Genomic DNA, 18,134 nt, shown 5'->3' with positions numbered 1-18,134 from the left:
ACTTCCTGAGTATTGAAGTAGCAAGGGATTTATGACTTTATTCCCCCTCTCCTAACATTGAAGTAAAGCCTATTTGATCAGTTAAATGCATGATCTTATGACAGAGAAAGATTGTAACAAATTTAGGAGTAACTTCTCGGAATACACTGTAGTAAATATTTTCTTTTCCAGGTATTCGACAATTTAACGTCGCCTGCCTACAGATAGCTTTGGGCAAAGGTTTTACGCTTCGAATTTCAAAAGAAATGGGGATGCCTATTGCTAAACGATTCAATTTTGGGAAAACAGAAGACTTTTCGAAAAGACTTTGAATTCTAAGATCTGACAGGGAAAAGCTTAGCTGTCCACCCCAAATTATCCCTCCCTTAGAATGGTAAACCCGTTTGGGTAGAGGGACCCAAGTGGAGAAGATTTTTCGAGGAACTATCTGAGTCTTTGAAGGAATGGCTATTTGAAAACCGCTGCACTTAGCGATCGCAACCTCATTAAAAACCTCTCCTGAGCGAAGAGCATCATACTGCATACATAATTCCTTGGAAAGTAAGTCGATCATTAAAAAGGCAAGTATGCTCTTTGAATATGCGGATTCACTTCAGTTATGAAAATAATTGAATGTACATTATCTACCGAATTTTCATGGAAAGCATACTTCTAGGACTGAAAAATCATCTTCTAGATTGGCTCCACCATTGACATAACAAACTTTATCTAGCAAAGGTTGAAGGTTAGAAGAGTTAGTTCCCTTATACTCTCTTAGCACATCTGCCCAAGCATCTAACCCCCAAATTTCATGGTTGTCTCCCACAGGAATCTCATAGACTCCGTCACTAAAAAGATAAAGGCTACTGCCAACAGGGATTTCAAATTTCCTTACATCAAAAGGAAAGTCAGGTAATAATCCAATAGCAATGCCATCACTATCTAAATAACAGGTCTTATAATCACCACTCTCAGGCATAGCCAATACAGCAGGAGGATGGCCAGCAGAAGCAAATGATAATTCCCGCGTGGAAACGTTATAAACCCCATACCAAAAGGTGAAATAATCTTCACCATTGTCACTAACTTGAAAAACATCATTCAAAGCGAACAAAACCGTTTCAGGCTTGAAAAAATCAGCGCCTTGTAATGTTTGTTTTCGTAAAATATTCAGAATAGAGACTGATAATAGTGCAGATTTTACTCCATGCCCCGCCACATCTAATAGATGGAACATTAGATGTTCATCATCTAACCAGGTATAGTCAAACGCATCACCCCCCAGAGTATTCGACGGTTTATACTGAACATTGACCTGAATATTGGCCTGAATATTCTCCCTTATTTTTTGTGAATCGTCGGTCTTAGGGAGCAAGGCTTCTACATATTCAGCTGCTCGACTCAACTCGAGTCGAAATCGTTCATTGCTTTCCCGAACTTCTTTCTCAGCCTGCCAGGCCTTAAGTAAATAACGCACCCGTCCTGATAAAATAGGCATTTGAACAGGTTTAGTCACATAGTCAGTGGCACCAGCTGCAAATGCCTCCTCCACTGATTTTTGGTCCTCTAGCCCAGTCACCATCAGAATTGGAATATATTCTCCCTCAGGGAGTTGACGGATTTTTCGACAACAATCAAATCCGTCCATGCCAGGCATCTTGGCATCTAAGAGGATTAATGCAGGAGAAATTTTCTGATAGAGTTCCAGGCCCTTCTCACCACTATCAGCCTCTATAACTTGGCAACCTACCTTTTGCAACATTGCCTGTAGTAATTTACGCGAAAATAAATCGTCATCTATTAATAGAATTGTAGAAGCACTATTTTCCATCTATATTTGCTGGCCTCACACAAAGCTTGGAATACTCTTATTTGCAGGTTTTGTAGACGCTACTTTAGATATACCCATGAAATTTAAGAACAAAACAAGACGCGCTATTCTATCTTAGAAATAGTTATAATCACCGATCATATATAGCAAATTCAAAAGCTAACTTAGAAACTGCCCCACTCTGTCTGCTGTGATCAAGTGTAAGTTTATTGCCAGTCTATTGCTCGAGAATTGTAACGAGTTAGCTTATATGATTAATAAAGATGATTTTATAGGCCCCCCAACTATTTGGGTTGTGGTGACAGTGGTTGGAGGCATTGCAACGGCGTTAGGGTTAATCATTACTCTGGAGTATGTCAGTAGACGTTTATCTCCCGAAACTAGTTCGATTACTAAAACATCTTTGACCATATCTGTAGGAAAATGCTTAGGGAGAGAGTTTATCCATTCTTGATTTCTTATTTAGGAATCAAAATGAATTAGCTAATATTTTATAGTGCATAGACGTTGTATTAACTATCTCTCTGGCTTTAGTTTTTAAACTAACATTTTTGTTCCTGAAGTGCATAACGCTATTCTGGCCTCGCATAAACATAGTTGTTCTCTTTGTTAGAGCATTAATCAACTCATACATTAAGCTAGTTTTAATCTGTATCCTACGTCCATGTAAGTTGCTCCCATAGAAGTGTTAATACTATTATTATCTCGTCATCGATTCTGGATCAAATTTATTGCCTATTGGCTCGTAGGAGTATTTATTTCTCTGTGGATCTCTATTTTCCACATCTCTCCTGTTGTAGCTCAAAATGGTCCAGAGCAATGTGCTGCCATTACTCAGCCACTAACTCCAGAGGAAATGGGTTATGCCCAATCGGCTTGGAATTATTTTGTGGACAATGTTCAAGAATCTAGTGGACTGTCTAATTCTGCTGGTGGGTATCCATCAGGAACATTGTGGGATTTAGGCAATTATTTGGCGGCCATGAATGCGGCCAGATGGATGGGGTTAATTGAACAAGCAGAGTTTGATAGCCGATTAAATAAATTTCTTACCAGCTTAGGAGAGTTGCGTCTATTTGAAGATACGCTACCAAACAAGGTCTATAACAGTGCTACAGGGGAGATGGTAGATTATGGTAACAATCCTTTAGAACGAGGTATTGGTTGGTCAGCCTTAGATATTGGCCGCCTCTTAGCAGCATTTCACATCCTACGTACGTGTCATCCCCAATATTCTGAGTGGATGGCTGGCATTCTTTCCAGCTGGAATATTGCTGCTTCTGTTAGAGACGGCATGCTTTATGGAGCTGCAGTCCTTCCGGACGACAGCACGCTGCTTGTACAGGAAGGGCGCTTAGGATATGAGGAGTATGCAGCCAGAGGTTATGCACTGTGGGGATTTGATGCTCCTCAAGCCATAGCCTATGACCCGTTTGACTTTGTAGATATTTATGGTTTACAAATCCCGCACGATACCAGGGATTTCCAAACAACGAATGCCAACAACTATGTTGTAAGTGAATCCTATATCCTGGATGCGATTGAATTTGGTTTGGAAGGGGATCAAGCGGATTATGCCCGTAGAGTTTTCGAAGCTCAGAAGCGTCGCTTTGAAGATACGGGCCTGTTAACGGCTGTTTCTGAAGACAATATCAATCAGGCACCCTACTTTCTCTATAGTACGGTTTACTCCAATGGTGTGCCCTGGGCCGTTATTACCGAGAATAACGAACTACATCCCGAACTACGTACCTTAAGTGCCAAGTCTGCGTTTGGATGGCGTTACGTCTACCCTGATGACCCCTATGCCCACAAAATTTTCGACCATGTGAAGGATACAACTAACTCCGGTCGGGGTTACTATGCGGGTATTTATGAATCGGGACTATACGATGCTCAGCCCCCTATTAACGATATTTTGACAGGGAATAGTAATGGACTAATTTTGGAGATCCTTTACTACAAAGCTCGAGGTCATGTACCGATGTTGGCGAGCGGCAGTGCACCTGTTTCGGTGCCAACCGTTCCAGCGGGAGAAAATACGGGAGATTTACCACCACCACCTGAAACAGCCAGTAATTCCGAGCCTCCTCCTTCTGAATCAGCACCAGCCGCACCTCCTCCTGAATCAGCACCAGCTGCACCAACTGAAGTAGCCAGTAATCCTGCCCCACCGCCACCGACTGAGTCAGCCGCCCCACCACCGCCAACTTCCCCTGCAGGAATAACGGTTGCGGCTATTGCCCCCGTAGAAAAACCTCGCTCATCAGCGTGTTCATCCGTGGTGTCTCCTTTAAATATTACGGATATGCGCTATGCCAAAACAGCCTGGCAGTATTTTGAAGCTAATCACGCCCCTTCAGGGTTAGTGCCTGATCGCAGTGACCTGGATGGTGTAACACTTTGGGGTGTAGGGGACTACCTAGCTTCACTCCATGCGGCTCGAGCTATGGATGTGATTAATGCAAAGAAGTTTGATGAACGGGTTCGGCATTTGCTAGGGGCTCTGCAAGAAATTGAACTGTTTGCGGGAGAACTGCCCCATCGTTCCTATAGCACCCTGACTCTGGAACCCATTGACTATGGTGGTAATTCTCTGCCTCAAGGGAATGGTTGGTCAGGTTTAGACATTGGCCGACTGTTGGCTTCGCTGCATACCCTTAAAACTTGCCATCCTGAATATACTGATGTTGTAGATCAGTTAGCTCTGGACTGGTCTTATCTGCGGGTAGTTAGAAATGGTCGCATTGCTAATGCCCGTTTAGCTCAGGATGATCGAGGACGAGATCGCATCCGAGTTAAACCAGCTGAAATTCTCGGCTATGAAGAATATGCCGCCCGTGCTTTTCAATTGTGGGGATTTGATGCTTCTCGCTCAGCGGTGGGCGGCAATTATGTCACCACTAAACTAGAGGAACAAGCGGTTCCCACCAATCGGTCTCAACCAGAACAACGCCGCCGAAATGAACTGTTAAATACCACCAGTACACCATTTATCTTATACGGTCTAGAATTTGGGTTTGACCCCCAAATCAGTTCTCTAGTAGAAGCCATTTATCAGGCTGAAGCTAGCCGCTATAAACGGACAAGGACCTTTAGTGCTTCAGGAACCACATTAGTCAATCAGGCTCCTTATGTGGTGCACAGTACGCTTGTGTCCGATGGTCGCGATTGGGTTGCTGTAGATGATCAAGGTGAAGTCATTCCACACTCTCGTGTGGTTAGCACAGCTGTAGCCTTTGCCTATCACACACTCTTTCCTAATAGTGACTATGGTCGAGAGCTATGGCTAGCAACGCTAGACTTATATAATCAGCAATTAGGCTATTATGAAGGCTTTTACGAGAGCGGTGGTCGCAGAGCCATTGGGTTTACCGGCTCCACTAATAGTCTAATTCTCCAAGCCTTACTCCATAAAAATACTCAACAGCAACCTCTCATCTATCCCCATGACGATATGGACTCTCCGTGGTGGGATGCAATTCGTAATGGAGATGAGCTGGGGCTAGGTCTTCCCGAAAGATCTCGACCAGCGATTGAAATGGTGATTAATGAGCAAGGAGCATACTGGATTGCTAAAGATACAGAGGTAGATGTAGCCCTGTTGCCTGGAGACCTGACAAGAGAAGTTCCTCTTGCTCTGCCGCTTGAGGAAAAAAAAAAGCGCCCTCACTTTCTGAGTCATCTGAGTTAGGTAGCTCAATTTTTCCTTTGGACAGCGTGGAACACATGCCAGATTCCCTAGATCGAGCAGCCGCTCAACGAGCATGGACGTATTTCGAAAATAATTGGAATCCCGATACCGGTATGGTCAATGCTGTTGATGGACTACCCTGGGCTACCTGGTGGGACCAGGGTAGTGCGCTCTTGGGAAGCCATGCTGCTCGACAACTGGGGCTAATTTCTGAAACAGAATTTAATGAGAAACTTTTGGTACTTTTAAGTACTCTAGAGCAGTTACCTTTACCCACAATAAAGCTACCTAACAAAGCCTATAGCACTGACACTGCTACAATGCGGACATTGGGTAACCGTCCTGATCCAGACGGGACAAGTGGCTGGTCTGCATTAGATTTGGGCCGATATCTGGTGGCTCTATACACACTTAAAACTCATTATCCAGAGTTTAGCGATCGCATCAACACCATCGTAGCTCGCTATGACTTAAACAAGTCTATAAAAGACGGTTGGCTATGGGGCAGTGGAGCCGGTCGTAATGGTCTGCAGTACTGGCAAGAGGGACGCTTAGGCTATGAACAATATGCAGCCTATGGTTTCAAACTATGGGGAATTGAAGCTGAGAACGCACTATATAATCCGCCCACACAGAGAATTACCGTGGATGGCGTAGAGCTGATGGTAGATCAGCGTGATCTCAATTCTTCAGGGGCGAGCAATCATCTCACTAATGATCCTTACCTACTATGGAGGATAGAGATGGGGCTACCTGAGACGATGCAACCCCAAGTCGAAAATCTTTTGCAGGTTCAAGCAAATCGATATGCTGACACGGGCATACTAACCGCAGTAAACGAAGATGCACTGGATCGCAAACCCTACTTTCTCTACTACAGCGTTTATGCTGATGGTCAACTCTGGCCAGCAATAGATGTAAAAGGAAAAACTCACCCTGACTTACGTTTTCTGAGTACAAAAGCAGCCTTCGCTTGGAGTAGTCTTTGGCCTGATAATGATTACTGCCAAACTCTCAGACAAGCAGTGCAAAACCTTGCCGATGAGCAGAAGGGATATCTTGCAGGACGCTACGAGGCCCCAGACATGGGGCCTAACAAGGCAATTAATATCAACACGAACGCCATTATCCTGGAAAGTTTGTTGTACAAAACCCAAACCGGACAACCACTTGCACACACTTTTTAGAAAATATGAATTCCTATCAATCTCGGATTTTAAAGGGTCTATTCGCTAGTCTTTTAACAATGGGTAGTCTGACTGCTTGTACCAGTGGCACCATTGAAATCGAGGGATCTAAGTCTGATTCTCAAGCGGCCACAACAGATGCAACTTTCAACAACCTCTGTGGTCAGTTAACTACCCCTCTAACCGAGCAAGAGAAAGAATATGCGGCTACAGCCTGGCAATACTTTGTCAATAATCGGCAACCAGAAACCGGATTTATCAACTCTGCCAACCAATTTCCCTCCGGTACCCTTTGGGATCAGGGCAATTACTTAATGGCCTTGAATGCAGTTCGATGGATGAGATTAATTGACCAAGGTGAGTTTGATCTACAACTCAATCAATTTTTAACCTCCCTTGGAGAGCTACCGTTGGTAGAGGGAGCTCTCCCAAATAAGGTATATAACAGTGCCACTGGAGAAATGGTGGACTATGGAAACAATCCCACCAAAAAGGGATTGGGCTGGTCGGCTCTAGACATTGGTCGTTTTCTCACAGCCCTACATATCATTCGCACATGCCATCCCCAGTATGAGAATTGGATCTCCGGTTTGATGTCAGGTTGGCAACTGCCTCGCTCCATTGAAAATGGGCAACTCTATGGTGCGGTCTTTAAATCTAACGGCAAACTTTTACCCGTACAGGAAGGTCGCCTCGGTTACGAAGAATATGCTGCCCGTGGCTATGAGCTATGGGGATTTGAGGCTCCAAAGGCGTTAGAAACAGAACCAATGAAGCTGGTAGAAGTGAGCGGGGTAAACATCCCTGTAGACCAGCGTAATTTCGACGAAACTAATGCTAATAACTACGTAGTTAGTGAGTCCTACATTCTAGAAGCCATTGAGTTTGGCTGGGATGAAACCTTGACTGAGTATGCAGACACTATACTCACTGCTCAGGAAAATAGATATAAAGAAACAGGATACCTAACCGCAGTATCTGAAGACAACATCGATCAAGCTCCTTATTTTCTCTATAGCACCCTTTATGCTAATGGAACTCCATGGGCTGTGATTACAGAAGACAATGAGCCCTATCCAGAACTACGCACACTTAGTACAAAAGCAGCCTTTGGATGGTATTACTTATTTCCCAAGAAACCCTACACGTTGAAGCTAATTAAAGCTGTAAAGGAACTACAAGATCCCGATGGTGGTGGGTTCTACGCTGGTCTCTATGAAGAGAGTGACGAAATCAACACCATCTTAACCGGTAATACTAACGGCCTTATCTTAGAAATTCTCTACTATAAAGCTCTTGGCAATAAAGCCATCTTAGATGTAATCAAGGATTAATACGTATCGCTCCTATACCTATTTGCAAGAGGCTGGAGTACAGGCAGTTATGTATTTCAATAAGGAAGCTGTATTTTCTCTAAAAATCCACATAGCAACTCCATAGTCTTACCATGACAAAGACCTCAGTTGCTTATGCAACTGAGGTCTTTGTTGTTTCAAAAATGGAATAATTATTGGTCTAGACAGTTACCATTTTCTCTTGAAGAAAACTTTGAATTTGCGATAGAGCCTGTTCTGCTACCTCTGCTGCAAAGTTTAAGTGAATCATCAAATTTGGATTACTACTGTAGATATGAAGAGAACCATATCCGGGCCGCCACCCAGAAAAGCCAGCGATCTCTGTGTAAGGAATAAACTGAAAAGCGCCATTATTTAAATTGTGATAATGCACTCCTGAATTGGTCAGCGTTAGTGCAATTTCATTGGAGATATCCTTAGGGTGAAAGCCCTTAAATTCAAGCATGTTGGTTTCCTCAAAATGAGCATTAAGGCAATATTGTGTATCAAACTAGGGTCAGTAGTCTGGTTAACAACTTATATGTGGGACGTTTCATAAAAGAGCATTTAGAAGTCAGGAGCCAGAATCCATGTTCTTAATGAATTCTGACTCCAAGAGTCTATAATCCTATCTAACGGAACGTTCCCAACTTAAGTGGATCTCCATAGATCAAAGTTGTTCACTACACATACAGAATTGATGTATTGGATAGATCCATACTTAAAGTACCCTCCAATGTGGCAATCAACTCATCCGAACTGCTTAAGCTACCGGTACCATCACTATCTAGATAGATGTTAGTACTTGACCCTGAGGAACCCAGCACATAATCATTGGCTGAACCACTCAACTGGAGAATATCCTCTGAACCATTGAAATCCGTGATTAAGGCATAATCAGACGTGCCAGCTGTCAGCAGGTCACCATCATCATAGAAGACCTGACCTGACTCACCGAGAATAAAGTAATCGCTACCGCCACCTCCGGTGAGAATATCTACCTCACCGAAACCATCTGTAGCACCCCTGAGGACATCGGCTCCACCATCGCCTAACAGGATATCATTACCGTCACCACCAACCAGGTTATCGCTACCGTCACCACCATCTAGTAAGTCGTTACCAGCATCTCCATAGAGTTGGTCATCACCAGTGCCACCAAGGAGTTGATCGCTGTCTGCACCACCATAGAGTTGGTCACTACCGTCACCGCCAAGGAGTTCATTTTCACCAGCTACGCCATAGAGTTCATCGTTACCAGCACCTCCCTCAAGGCGGTTGTTACCGGTACTTCCAAAAAGTTGGTCATTGCCAGTCCCCCCATCAAGAAGATCATTACCGACTTCAGCATTAAGGGTGTCATTACCAGCTCCCCCGTAAAGGGTGTCATCCCCTAACCCACCAGAAAGGGTGTCATTACCCTCACCACCATAGAGAATATCGGTATCATTCCCCCCTACCAGCACATCATCGCCGGAACCACCATCGAGAATGTCATTGCCAGCACCGCCATCTAGAGTATCTATACCTTCTCCAGCGGTCAGAGTATCGTTACCGCTACCACCTTTTAGGGTGTTGTTGCCACCAGTGGTGAGCAGGGTGTCGTTACCGCTGCCGCCGTCAAGGACATCATTACCGCTGCCGGAAGTAAGCTGGTCATTGTTGTTACCACCTTTCAGGGTGTTGTTACCACCAGTAGTGGTAAGAATGTCGTCACCATTGCCACCATCTAGTCGGTCATTACCGCCTTCCGATGTAAGGACGTCGTCTCCATCCTTACCATACAGCTTGACCTGACTATTACCGGTGGCTGAAAGCTGATCGTTACCACTGTTGGCATAGAGCCTTTCGAGGCCTGCATCAGTGACATTGATGGTAAGGTCCGTATTGCTTTGGAAATAGGCAGTATCAGTACCAGCCCCACCATCAATAACAGTATCGTCAGCATCAAAATAGAGCTTGTCGTTACCGCTTCCAGCGATTAACTGGTCGGCACCGCTGCCACCATCCAGAGTATCGTTACCAGCACCCGCATCTAGACTGTCGTTTCCTGTACCTCCTTTCAGATTATCGTTACCACTGCCTGCGATGAGACTGTCATTTCCTGCACCGCCGTCTAACGTGTCGCTACCAGTACCAGTCGTGAGGACATCGTTACCGTCGCCACCGAGCAAGGTGTTTTTGCCACCACTGCTAGTCAGAGTGTCATCTCCGGTTCCTCCCTCTAGGGTGTCATTACCACTGCCACTGATGAGGGTATCATTACCAGCTCCACCGAGCAGCGTGTTGCTACCACTACCGGCGTCGATAATGTCATCCCCACCGCCACCTTCAAGGGTATCGTCACCGCTTCCAGTGGTAATGGTGTCATTACCACCCTCACCGTAAACGGTGAAGTTCTGACTGCTATTAGCGGTAATAGTATCGTCACCCACATTACTGTGGAGTGTTTCAATACCTGTCGCATCTAAATCGATGGTGAGTGCATCACTACTCTCATAATGTGCTGTATCTTCATTACCAGCACCTGCATCTACCAACGTATCAGCTGCATCAAAATAAAGGGTGTCATTACCCGCGCCACCACTAAGGCTATCGGCACCAGCGCCGCCCTTTAAGATGTCATGACCGTCGCCAGCGTCTAGAACATCATCTCCGGCATCGGCCACTAGGGTGTCGTTACCGCCACCTGTGGTGATGGTATCGCTACCTGCACCACCCTCAATGTAGTTGTGGCCCCCGGTGGATGTAATGGTGTCGTCACCTTCTCCACCAAAGAGCTGATCGCTACCGTTGCCGGTTTCTAGGGTGTCGCTACCAGCTCCACCGAACATCTTCACGACATTACCAGCGATTGAGGTAAAGGTGTCATCACCGACATTACCGTGAACTTCTTCCAGACTTACATCATCAATGTTGAGGTTAATGCCTGTAGCACCCTGGTAAACCCCAACATCACTGCCGCTACCGCCGTCCAGGGTGTCATCGGCATCAAAATTCAGGGTGTCATTGCCTTCGCCTCCGGAGAGAGTGTCAGCGCCTTCTCCACCTGTGATGGTGTCATTGCCACCCTCTCCCTGGAGAACATCGTCCCCGGCACCACCTAAAATGACGTCATTGCCAGTATTGGCTGCGATCGCATCATCCCCAGCACCACCATCCAGAATCTCATGGCCAGTTCCGCCAATGATAGTGTCATTGCCACCTTCTCCATGAATTTCGACGCTGTTATTACTGGAGTTTGTAAAGACATCAGCCGCTTCAGTACCGTAGGCTAACTCAATCTGGCTAGCACCCAAATCCAGAGTGACACCAACATCTCCCTGGGCTCTGGCGACATCGTAACCATCACCGCCGTCTACCGTATCTGCCGCATCAAACTTCAGGGTGTCGTGACCTGCTCCACCAAGCAGCGTATCCGCTCCATCACCGCCATCTAGCGTGTCATGACCGTCACCGCCATCCAAGGTATCGTTGCCAGCATTACCCTCTAGAAGATCGTTACCAGTGTCTCCACTAAGGACATCAGCGCCATCACCCCCCAGAGCGTAGTCATCACCAGCGCCACCACTGGCAACGTCATCCCCCGCACCAGCATCTAGATAGTCATTAGCAGCCCCACCTGTTAGGGAATCATGTCCGGCGTTACCAAACATGGCAACACTCTCACCACTAGCAGCACCCGCTCCATTCGTATTGGTAAAGGTGTCGTTACCGGCATTACCATGAGCTTCGTTAAAGCTGTTAGCGCTCAGGTCTAAGCTGGCTCCCTCAGCGGTTTCCACAATGGCAACATCGTAGCCGGCATCTCCCTTGACTACAGTGTCAGCAGCATCAAAGAAGACAGTGTCATTACCAGCCCCCCCTTGCAGTTGATCGGCACCAGCACCACCGCTCAATACATCATGGCCAGCACCGCCATCAACTATATCAGCACCCGCTTGACCAGATAGCCAGCCATCATCACCAGCCCCACCATAGAGCGCATCGGCTCCATCGCCGCCTTCTAGGACATCAACGCCGTCACCGCCTTCTAGGACGTCATTGTCAGTACCGCCACTCAGGTAGTCATCCCCAAGACCACCCTGAAGGGTGTCATCACCCGCATCACCAAATAGGGCATCATTACCAGTTTGGCCCTGGAGTAAATCGTTACCCGAGCCACCTTCTAAAACGTCGTGACCATCACCACCATCTAGACTGTCGTCTCCGGCATCGCCCTTGAGAATATCCTCTTGTTTACCGCCACTGAGGGTGTCACTACCGTCGCCCCCTTCCAGAATGTCATAGCCGTTACCACCGTCGAGGATATCGTTGTCAGCTCCACCCTGAATGGTATCGTTGTCGGCTCCGCCAATAAGAGTATCGTCACCTGCACCTCCAGCCAGGTAGTCATGACCAGCGCCGCCATCAATGGTGTCGGCCCCAGCATCACCCAGCAGGCTATCGTCACCGAGACCACCGGTAATGTTATCGTCACCTATGCCACCCTCAGCGTAGTCAACACCGACACCGCCTCGAATTAAGTCAGCACCGTCGCCCCCTTTGAGGGTGTCATTGCCAGTGCCCCCTTCGAGAAGGTCAGCACCGTCACCGCCATCAAGAATGTCATCTCCTGCGTCACCAAAGAGCTGATCGAGACCGGCATCCCCCAGCAGGGTGTCATTACCCTCACCACCGATAACAACATCGTCACCAACTCCACCAGTGGCGACATCATGGCCAGCGCCAGCGTCGACGGTGTCATTGCCTTCGCCACCGTCAAGCCAGTAATCATCCCCTTCGCCACCTAGGAGAACGTCATTGCCCGCATCTCCTAGGAGAACGTCATTACCGGTGCCGCCCTGGATCTGGTCATTATCGGCCCCACCAGACAGGACATCGTCACCGGCATCACCAAAAATATCATCCTGGCCCACTCCACCGGATAACCAACCGTCGTTACCACCACCACCACGAATTACATCGTTGCCAGTACCGCCTTCGATGGTATCCATACCGGTGCCACCATCCAGGGTGTCATTACCCTCGCCACCGTCAATATAGTCATGGCCCTCGCCGCCATCAATCAGGTCATTACCGGCATCGCCGTAGAGAATGTCTTGACCGGTACCGCCTGCGATCGCATCATCGTTATCTCCTCCATGGATATCATCATCTCCAGAGTCACCCTCGATCACATCGGCCCCAGCTCCCCCATCGATACGGTCAATGCCCTCACCACCGTAGATATAGTCAGTACCCTCACCACCTAGCATGACATCATCTTCACGGCCACCGTACATGACATCGTTACCGGCACCACCATCCATAAAATCATGGCCAGCCTCACCGTAAAGGGCATCATTCCCACTACCGCCAAGCATGGAATAGTCATCACCAGCACCACCAATAAGGATGTCATCGCCATCCCCACCATCTAAAGTGTCATGACCGTCTCCACCTAAAATTTTGTCGTCGCCAAGACCACCAGTGAGCTGGTCATGTCCGGCCCCACCGTCAACCAGGTCAGCTCCCTCGCCACCGTCAGCAATATCTGCACCATCGCCTGCATAAAGAGCATCCTGGCCAGCCCCACCCGTCAAAATATCATTATCGTTACCACCATTTAAAAGGTCATTACCGGCTCCACCCTCTAAAATATCGTCACCATCATCACCATTAATGGTGTCATTGCCCTCTCCACCGGCAAGCCAATAATCATTCCCTACACCACCATTGATGATGTCATTACCAGCATCGCCGGAGATAGCGTCATGCCCCCAGCTGCCGAGCATAATGTCATTACCATCACCTCCAAGGATAAAATCGTTGTAGACGGATGAATCGCCTCCAGGGGGGAATAGGTTACCCTGACCACTAACCGACTCTGTGATTCCCTCAGGGGCATTATATACGTAGTTCCCACCATCACTTAGTTCCCAGCCGCTACCCTCAGAGAAGTCGCCGTGGAGGAGATCATTGCCCTCACCTCCTGATAAGTTGTCGTTTCCAGAACCACCAACAACGATATCCTGACCGGCTTTACCACTGAGCCAAATGTCATTTCCTTCATGCCCATGAATTTCATCATTGAGGATGTCACCTATTAGCACATCCTCCAGAGTGCTTCCTTTAATAAGATTATCGACAACAGAAGAATTAGAATTGGAACTCATAATTAGTGACTACTGGCTTGAACAACTTGAAATAGCTAAAGATCATCCTGACAGTTAATTCAAAACAAATAACAGCAAGCATTTTGGTATGACAATAATTTTGTTGTGTAAAAGTTCAACCTAAGGCAGGAGCTGTTTTATTTTGAGTAAGTAGAAGCGAGAAAATAACACAAAACAAATTACTGTGTCTTTGAATACCATACTGGCTTAGTAAATTCTCAGAGAGAATGAGAGTTTTACTGAATACCCTAAAAGTTAGGTGTTTCAACTGACATAAAACCTTGTAAATCAAGCGTTTGGCAACCGAAATCTATTCATCGATTACACGCAAAGTGAGTTATTGGTACTTGATATTTCAAAGCCGTTCATCGTAATCGAACGGACGCTGGCAAACCGCTCAAGACATTCAGCGGTTTGCTGTGCAGCCGCTATATCCTAAAGCTTTCAGCGAACATACACAGTTTGAACTATGTGCACCCAGCTATATAAGTGGGTTAGTTCAATCTTTTATAAGATAGGGACAAACGGTTTCATTTCTTGAAATCCACCCAAAACTCCAAATTCTGAGGGCTTTGAGTACAGTCTTCCTCAGAATTCGGGGATGGGAGGAGGCCTTCGATATCTGACAGTTAGGGGACTATCTACTGAGGTCGAACTCTGAACATACCCTCTATCAAAGTTTGCAGCTTTACATCGGCTCATCAACAAACATGAAATTCTGTGCGAGCCTCCAAATTAAAATTTGGCACGCACTTGCCCAGTAACTGCACGGTTATTAAAAGCGCTGCCGCCTGTCTGGCCAATTACATTACTAAAGGCATAGCCCAGATCCATTTCTAAATGGTCTGTTATTTCAAACGTGCATTTTGCATTGTAGCTATAGGCTGATGACCAACTCCCCCCTAATCGTTGTTGCCCCCAAGAAGCTGCTGTTCCACAGGCTAGCCATTCAAAAACTTCTCCTTTCCAACCAATTTCAGCATTCGCAACCAAAAAGTCAGAAGGTGAAAAGTAGCCACTAGCCAATTCAGCATCTTCTCGATATCTCCAAGTAAACAGGTTACCTGCTATATGAAAATCTCCAAACTTCTTTTCTAGTCGGCTAAACGATTGCTGCTCATGATTACCATCGTTATAACGACCCCACCGCACTAGGGAGAAAAGGTACATATCAGGAGTAATCTGCCAATATAAATTTGGGCCATATCGCAGGGCCTTGATCTGATTATTTAGGGTAGTGGCATTAAACTTATACGGCCCATAGTCTGCAAAAAACGAAAGTGTAGCTTTCTTACCGATGGGGACCGACGTACTTGCATTCAGATTAATAGCAACAGGCAGACGGTTAAAAAGGTCAATACCTCCTCCGGTCGTCGTTGTAAAATCACCTACTTCCCGTGTCCATGCTGCTTTGAGAGGAATATTGAAAACGGTATTGACATCTGGTTGGGCATATCTATTAAAACCCGTTGTAATCGAAAGAGGATCGCCATTGGGCAAAGTACCTGTCACAGTTGGTTCGATAATTCGGTTACCCTGATCAAAATTACTAAAAGCATCCGATAGATTAATTGTCAAACCCTCAACCTCCCAAAAAGGGACAGAGGGAGTCGTGTCAGTGGTAGCTGTTTCAGCGGTTGGAGTAACCGGTTCAGAGTCACCTTCAGTTGTTTCAGTGCTTGGAGTAACCGGTTCAGAGTCAATCGAGTCTGGAGTCAGTGGGGTTGGTGATGATTCAACTGGCAATGGGACATACAGCCCAGGATTTAAATTTTCTGGAGCAGCCAGATATAGAACATTAGGGTGAACATTTTCGAAACTCGTATCTAGAAAGTTACTTTGAAAATGTTCTGAAATTTCTAAAATAGATAAGGTATTTACAGAGGAACTTGTAACTTCAAGAGTTGGTTCTAGCTCTAAAAACGAGGATTTCGCAGAATTAGAAAAAAAAACCGTACGAGTTTGTAGGCTACGGAGATCTATATCAGAGTGATGAGAGGTATTAGCCCACACAGATTTAGGTAATATCCCACCAACACAAAGCATACAGAGCATGAAATACCGTCCCCAAGCAAAGCTATAAAATCTCAATACTTTGAGGGAAGAACGGCTAAATAACATCCTAAATACTTTTAGTTGCGCCTAAATAATATAAGTTAATCTAAGAGTTTAAGGGAATGAAGCATTAAATGAAATTTAAACAATATTATTAGATTTTTCTAGCTTAGAACAAGAGTTGGAAACGCTTAGATCTTTGCTGTAATTAACTTTCCCCAAAAGCCAAGCTAAGCTTAAGCATAGAATTGGAATAGTAGAAAGCTTAAAAGATTCGTAGTAACCCCTAAAGAAAAGATCTTTGAAAGACAAAGCCAAAAACATTTACAAAAGAAATCACTGTAGAAAAGAACTAATTCTGTGTTGAGAAAATAAATAAGTACTTGAAAAATCTGTGATTTTTCGGATTCAAGTCTTCTGAATAATACATTAGAATGACGACAATTGCTACAAATTGCCTAGCATCTACGCTACTTGCGATAGCGGTAGCTAGACAATTTATTATCAGGGTTTAGCAGTAACTAAGGTGTTACTATAGTCATCTCACTACATACAATAGCCTGACCGAGCTCATCGGTTTACATGGGTGCATTATATTCACAGGCAGAATAAAACCAGACTGGCTCTTTATGATGTCATGTGGATAACTAGAGAATTTACCAACATTATCCAATCTCTAACTTTCAGAAAATATGAGAAAGATTAAGTCTTTTTGATCAATGTCACTAAAGCTCTTAATATCGATTGCGAGTCCCCAAAGAGTCTCATTTTTAAGAGTGCCTGGATCAAGCCATCTAAGAATTCCAAAACCAAAATTATAAGAGAGTTCTTGAGAAAGAAGCATGTTGCAACAGCATCAACTATATACGTTATGAGAAATATTCCTGAAAAGGAATATTTCTCATAATTTTATTTAAGAGAAAGATCATCGCTTAGGCTGAGAGTTTTGGTTAGCCAAAACGTCAGTTTTTTATGTCGGAAATTGATTTCCGACATAAAAAACGTTGGTAGCAATCTTCTACTGTTAGCCGTAGCCTAAATTATTTCTCTATTATGCTTGTTCGACTTCATCATTCAGCAAACAGTTGTCATGTAGAGCTTGGTAAACTAGCTGAGTTTCTACAATGCATGATGCCAGGTTGATACATTATTTTCTGTCGTTAGATTTGAATATGCGATTATCTCTCAAACTATTGAGAGATAATCGTAACCAGTTCACTAGAATCGTTCTCCTTTCTAATCAGTTAACCTAGGCTAACAGCCATTCAAGGCGAACGCCCAGAAGCTTTTTAGGGAATATAAGCAAGCACTCATACCTTTTAAAATTATGTTGGAAACAACAACTAACACAAACCGTCGACAATTTGCGCGGCAGCCGTTAGCCATGTTTTGTCAACTTCCAGGCTATAGTAGCAGACTGATGCCTACGATTGATATTAGTCAAGGTGGTGTCAGGATATATGCGGATAAAAAATTACCTATTGATAGTTGTTTTCATTTGCAGTTTTTTGTCTCTGACTGTATTACATTTACTCCTGTTGTAAAAGTTGTATGGGTAAGCGATGCAGAAAACCATTCCTATGCAGTTTATGAAATGGGGCTAGAATTTGTCAAAATTTCGTCAGTTGAGCTTGATGTTCTTATGGAAATGCGAAATTTTCAACGCTCAACTTCTAATTTCAGTCGTATGAACCATCAGTTAGTTGCTTAGACTAATACACGGGCATTCTTAATATATGAGTATCTCCAACAGGAAAACTCTGTAGACTTAGGGGTAGAGGGGGTAACGCACTGTGTGGGTGTCTCTATCAAGAATGCTTAAAAACCTAGGCCGTCATTTTATGGGAGCCCTTGTTTGATAGTAAGGTTTTTGACTTCTTTACATAAGCAAATCAG

The 18,134-nt window shown here is 45.1% G+C and carries 9 protein-coding genes; 4 read left to right on the top strand and 5 right to left on the bottom strand.

Going from position 1 to position 18,134, the window contains the following annotated elements; genetic code table 11:
• Positions 1–37 precede the first annotated feature (37 nt).
• Together QGP82_RS21390 and QGP82_RS21385 are read right to left on the bottom strand one after the other, a co-directional pair.
• A complete protein-coding gene (locus QGP82_RS21390; protein ID WP_499060950.1) occupies positions 38–523 on the bottom strand; it encodes a hypothetical protein in 486 nt (161 codons plus the stop codon).
• Between the two features lie 111 nt (positions 524–634).
• A complete protein-coding gene (locus tag QGP82_RS21385; protein WP_163665187.1) occupies positions 635–1,810 on the bottom strand; it encodes a PP2C family protein-serine/threonine phosphatase in 1,176 nt (391 codons plus the stop codon).
• 685 nt (positions 1,811–2,495) lie between these two features.
• On the opposite strand from QGP82_RS21385, the gene QGP82_RS21380 reads away from it, so the two are divergent.
• The 3 genes from QGP82_RS21380 to QGP82_RS21370 are packed head-to-tail and all read left to right on the top strand — an operon-like array spanning position 2,496 to position 8,025.
• The gene (locus QGP82_RS21380) at positions 2,496–5,504 is read left to right on the top strand and encodes a DUF3131 domain-containing protein (protein ID WP_499060949.1); all 3,009 of its coding nucleotides are present in this window, start codon (positions 2,496–2,498) and stop codon (positions 5,502–5,504) included.
• Positions 5,505–5,539: 35 nt separating this feature from the next.
• The gene (locus QGP82_RS21375; protein ID WP_499060948.1) at positions 5,540–6,691 is read left to right on the top strand and encodes a DUF3131 domain-containing protein; all 1,152 of its coding nucleotides are present in this window, start codon (positions 5,540–5,542) and stop codon (positions 6,689–6,691) included.
• Positions 6,692–6,750: 59 nt separating this feature from the next.
• Positions 6,751–8,025, top strand: a complete 1,275-nt coding sequence (locus QGP82_RS21370; protein ID WP_499060947.1) for a DUF3131 domain-containing protein — start codon at positions 6,751–6,753, stop codon at positions 8,023–8,025.
• Positions 8,026–8,206: 181 nt separating this feature from the next.
• Here the strand turns inward: QGP82_RS21370 and QGP82_RS21365 are convergent, their stop codons facing one another.
• The 3 genes from QGP82_RS21365 to QGP82_RS21355 form a co-directional block, all read right to left on the bottom strand.
• Positions 8,207–8,491 carry a hypothetical protein gene (locus QGP82_RS21365; protein ID WP_163665178.1) on the bottom strand — a complete coding sequence of 95 codons (285 nt, stop codon included), beginning with the start codon at positions 8,489–8,491 and terminating at the stop codon, positions 8,207–8,209.
• A gap of 217 nt (positions 8,492–8,708) precedes the next feature.
• Positions 8,709–14,183 carry a beta strand repeat-containing protein gene (locus tag QGP82_RS21360; RefSeq protein WP_499060946.1) on the bottom strand — a complete coding sequence of 1,825 codons (5,475 nt, stop codon included), beginning with the start codon at positions 14,181–14,183 and terminating at the stop codon, positions 8,709–8,711.
• A 735-nt stretch (positions 14,184–14,918) separates the two neighbouring features.
• On the bottom strand, positions 14,919–16,196 hold the full coding sequence (locus tag QGP82_RS21355; RefSeq protein WP_499060945.1) for a hypothetical protein: 1,278 nt from the start codon (positions 16,194–16,196) through the stop codon (positions 14,919–14,921).
• Positions 16,197–17,565: 1,369 nt separating this feature from the next.
• Between QGP82_RS21355 and QGP82_RS21350 the strand changes: the two genes are divergently transcribed.
• Positions 17,566–17,949: a PilZ domain-containing protein gene (locus QGP82_RS21350; protein ID WP_163665168.1), complete on the top strand. Its 384-nt coding sequence runs from the start codon at positions 17,566–17,568 to the stop codon at positions 17,947–17,949.
• The last annotated feature ends 185 nt before the right edge of the window (positions 17,950–18,134 follow it).

This window comes from Leptothoe sp. LEGE 181152 (genome assembly GCF_032906605.1).
Lineage (GTDB): Bacteria > Cyanobacteriota > Cyanobacteriia > Phormidesmidales > Phormidesmidaceae > Leptothoe > Leptothoe turfae.
The sequence above is the reverse complement of the archived record's forward strand: the minus strand, read 5'-3'. Positions and strand labels throughout refer to the sequence as shown.